4 protein-coding genes are annotated in these 3,669 nt (G+C 71.8%); all 4 read right to left on the bottom strand.

Going from position 1 to position 3,669, the window contains the following annotated elements:
• Positions 1-19: 19 nt before the first annotated feature.
• The 4 genes from H5J33_RS27195 to H5J33_RS27180 all read right to left on the bottom strand — a co-directional run bounded on the left by H5J33_RS27195 (position 20) and on the right by H5J33_RS27180 (position 3,514).
• A complete protein-coding gene (locus tag H5J33_RS27195; protein WP_181797487.1) occupies positions 20-562 on the bottom strand; it encodes a type 1 glutamine amidotransferase domain-containing protein in 543 nt (180 codons plus the stop codon).
• 3 nt (positions 563-565) lie between these two features.
• Entirely contained in the window at positions 566-1,249 is a 684-nt protein-coding gene (locus H5J33_RS27190) for a diguanylate cyclase (protein WP_181797486.1), read from the bottom strand.
• On the bottom strand, positions 1,246-1,623 hold the full coding sequence (locus H5J33_RS27185; protein WP_181797485.1) for a DUF2795 domain-containing protein: 378 nt from the start codon (positions 1,621-1,623) through the stop codon (positions 1,246-1,248). Before H5J33_RS27185 ends, H5J33_RS27190 begins: the two co-directional genes overlap by 4 nt.
• Positions 1,624-1,717: 94 nt before the next feature.
• Positions 1,718-3,514 (bottom strand): thiamine pyrophosphate-requiring protein, encoded by a 1,797-nt coding sequence (locus H5J33_RS27180; protein ID WP_181797484.1) that lies wholly within the window; start codon positions 3,512-3,514, stop codon positions 1,718-1,720.
• Between the last annotated feature and the right edge of the window lie 155 nt (positions 3,515-3,669).

Raw genomic sequence — 3,669 nt, 5'->3', positions numbered from 1 at the left:
GCGTACGGGCGGGCGGCGGTCAGCCGGGCTCGCCGGCGAACACGTGCAGGAACGCGTCGCAGAACGCCTTCAGATCGTCCGGCTTACGGCTGGTCACCAGCTGGTTGGAGCCGTGGTCGCAGATCTTGACCTGCTCGTCCACCCAGGTGCCGCCGGCGTTGCGGATGTCGGTCTCGAGGCTCGGCCAGGACGTCAGCACCCGGCCGCGCACCACATCGGCCTCCACCAGCGTCCACGGCGCGTGACAGATCGCGGCGACCGGCCGGCCCTGGTCGAAGAAGTCCTTCACGAAGGCGACGGCCTTCTCGTCCATCCGCAGGAAGTCCGGGTTGGCGACCCCGCCCGGCAGCACCAGACCGCCGAAGGACCCGGCCGACGTCTGCTCCACCACCTCGTCCACGGGGAAGGTGTCCGCCTTGTCCAGATGGTTGAACGCCTGGATCTTCCCCGGCTGTGTCGACACGAGCACCGGCTCGTGCCCGGCGTCCGAGGCCGCCTTCCACGGCTCGGTCAGCTCGACCTGCTCGACGCCCTCGGGTGCCACCAGAAACGCGATACGCATGTCTCAGGCTCCTTTCAGTTTCCGCAGCGCCGCCCGGTGGGCCCGGGCGCGCCGTTTCCCTGCCCTGGCCGCCCGCCGGCAGCGCAGCAGTTCCTCGCCGTACGGCAGCAGCACACACGCGCCGATCGCGACCCCGATGCCCGCCAGATAGCCGGGCGACAGCGGGCGCCGGCGCGGTATCAGCCGCCAGGCGTCCGGGTCCCCGCGCCCGCCCCGCAGCAACGACCGGACCTGGTCGGAGTGCAGGCACATCAGGGAGACCAGCCCGCCGAACGGCAGCGACTCCAGAAAGCTGTGGATGTGCTGTTCGAGCGGCTTGACCTCGCGGTCGCTGTCCTCCGCCGTCCGCACGTCCCACAGCGCGGTGGCCTCGTGCACCGCCGCCGCGCCCAGCTGCACGGCCAGCAGCAGGGGATTGACCTCGTAGCGCAGGGTGAGCGCGATGGGCAGGCCCACCTCCGCCATCATCAGGGAGTGGATCAGGGACTCCTTCGTCCCCGACGTGTCCTCGATCCGGGTGCGCCGGTGCATCGCCCAGTCGGCGAGCCCCGGCACGAACCAGCCGGGCAGCAGCCCGTACAGCAGGAAGCGCGTCGTGACCTCGCCGACGTCGACCGTCGCGCCCCGCGCGATCTCTGTCGCCTGGCCCCCGGCGCGGGGGGCCGGCCAGGGTGCCCCCTGCCTCATGCGCCCCCCACCAGCGCCTCGGCCAGCTGCTGCAGGTTCTCGTACCGGTCCTCGTGGGGCAGACCGGTGACGGCGTCGATCAGCGTGCCGGGCGCGTTGCTCCGGCGCAGGGCCCGGGCCAGCTCGCCCGGCTTCGCGGGGAAGGCGTGCCGGCTCAGGTGCCGGGCCAGCTCCAGCCGGGTCCGCTCCAGGGACGCCGGGGACCCGAGGCCGCCCACCGGACCGCTCCAGACCTCCGGGTCGTCGTCCGCGGCCGGCTCCGGGTCGTGCCACTCCTCCACGCGCGTGGGATGGCCGGACCGCAGCAGTCCCTTCAGCTCGTGCTTCATCTCGTCGTCCCGGTGGACGTTCAGCCGGTCACTGCCTCGCTGCATATCTCCCTCCAAGGGTCGAAGGTCCGCACCGCGTACCCGGTACCGCACGTCCGACACGGGCTCCCGCGTCCGGTACGGGACTCGGCCCGCACGGTCACTGCTTGGCCCGGCCGGGCAGGAACTCCTGCACCTTCGCCTTCAGGCCCTGCTTGATCACCGAACCCCGGTCGGCGTCGCCCTTCAGGATCGAGGCGGCCGTCGCCTCCATCTGGTCCCAGCTCGCGTGCGGAGGGATCGGCGGCACGGCGGGATCGGTGAGGAACTCGAGCACCGCCGGCCCGTCCGCCTCCAGCCCGGCCCGCCAGGCCGCCTCCACCTCCTCCGGCTTCTCCACCCGGATGCCGGTCAGCCCGAGCGAGCGGGCGAACGCCGCGTAGTGCACGTCCGGGATCGACTGCGACGGCAGGAACGCGGGGGCGCCCTCCATGGCCCGCATCTCCCAGGTCACCTGGTTCAGGTCCTGGTTGTTCCACACGGCCACCACCAGCCGCGGATCCGACCACAGGTCCCGGTACTTGGCCGCGGTGATCATCTCCGCCAGCCCGTTCATCTGCATCGCGCCGTCGCCGACCAGCGCGAACACCGGCCGGTCCGGGTGCGCGAACTTCGCCCCGATCGCGTACGGCACCCCCGGGCCCATCGTCGCCAGCGTCCCGGACAGCGAACCGCGCATGCCCGGCCGCATCGTGATGTGCCGCGCGTACCAGTTGGCGACCGAACCGGAGTCCGAGGTCAGGATCGCGTTGTCCGGCAGCAGCGGATCCAGCGCCCGGGCCACGTACTCGGGGTTGATCGGATCGGCCGCCACCGCCGCCCGCCGCTCCATGGTCTGGTGCCAGCGCTTCACGTTCGCGCACACCGTGTCGTACCACTTGCGGCTCCGCCCCTCCGCCTTCAGCAGCGGGATCAGCCGGCGCAGCGTGGCCCGGGCGTCGCCGACCAGGTTCACCTCGTACGGGTAGCGCATGCCGATCATGTGCGCGTCGATGTCGATCTGCACGGCGCGCGCCTTGCCGAACTCCGGCATGAACTGCGTGTACGGGAACGACGAGCCGATGGTCAGCAGCGTGTCGCAGTCCCGCATCAGCTCGTACGACGGACGGCTGCCGAGGAGTCCGATCGGGCCCGTCACATACGGCAGCTCGTCACTGAGCACGTCCTTGCCGAGCAGCGCCTTAGCCACCCCCGCGCCGAGCAGCTCGGCGACCTCCCGCACCTCCGCGACCGCGCCCGCCGCGCCCTGGCCGACCAGGACGGCCACCTTCTCGCCCGCGTTCAGCACGTCCGCCGCACGGCGCAGCGCCTCGTCGGTCGGGGTCGCCGTGAACTCGCTCATCCCCAGGCTGGACGGCACCATCTTGAAGGCGTGCGTGGGCGGCGAGTAGTCCAGCTCCTGCACATCGGCCGGGATGATCAGCGCGGTCGGGCAGCGCCGGGCGTACGCGGTGCGGATCGCCCGGTCCAGCACGTTCGGCAGCTGCTCGGGCACCGTCACGGTCTCCACGAACTCCGAGGCGACGTCCTTGTACAGCGTGTGCAGGTCGACTTCCTGCTGGTAGGAGCCGCCCATCGCGGTCCGGTTGGTCTGGCCGACGATGGCCAGCACGGGCACGTGGTCCAGCTTCGCGTCGTACAGGCCGTTGAGCAGGTGGATGGCGCCGGGTCCGGAGGTCGCCGCGCACACGCCGATGCGCCCGCTGAACTTCGCGTACCCGACCGCCTCGAAGGCGGACATCTCCTCGTGCCGGGACTGGACGAACCGCGGCCGGTTCTCGGCGCGGCCCCAGGCGGCGAGCAGTCCGTTGATGCCGTCGCCCGGATAGCCGAAAACCTCCTCGACGCCCCAAGCGCGCAGGCGTTCGAGGATGTGGTCCGAGACCTTGGTGCTCATGGACAGACCTCCCGGTGGAGAGCGAAGCGGACGATCCGGTCAGCCCGTACCGAGTGACCTGCGCGGCGGACGGAAAACCTCCGGGGTGGGGCGGCGGGGCCGGTACGGGCCGGGGCACGTCCCCGGGAAGCGGGCCGCGCGGGTGACGGCCCGCT

The sequence above is a fragment of the Streptomyces sp. WELS2 genome, from assembly GCF_013870595.1.
GTDB lineage: Bacteria > Actinomycetota > Actinomycetes > Streptomycetales > Streptomycetaceae > Streptomyces.
This window is presented reverse-complemented; position numbering and strand designations above follow the sequence as displayed.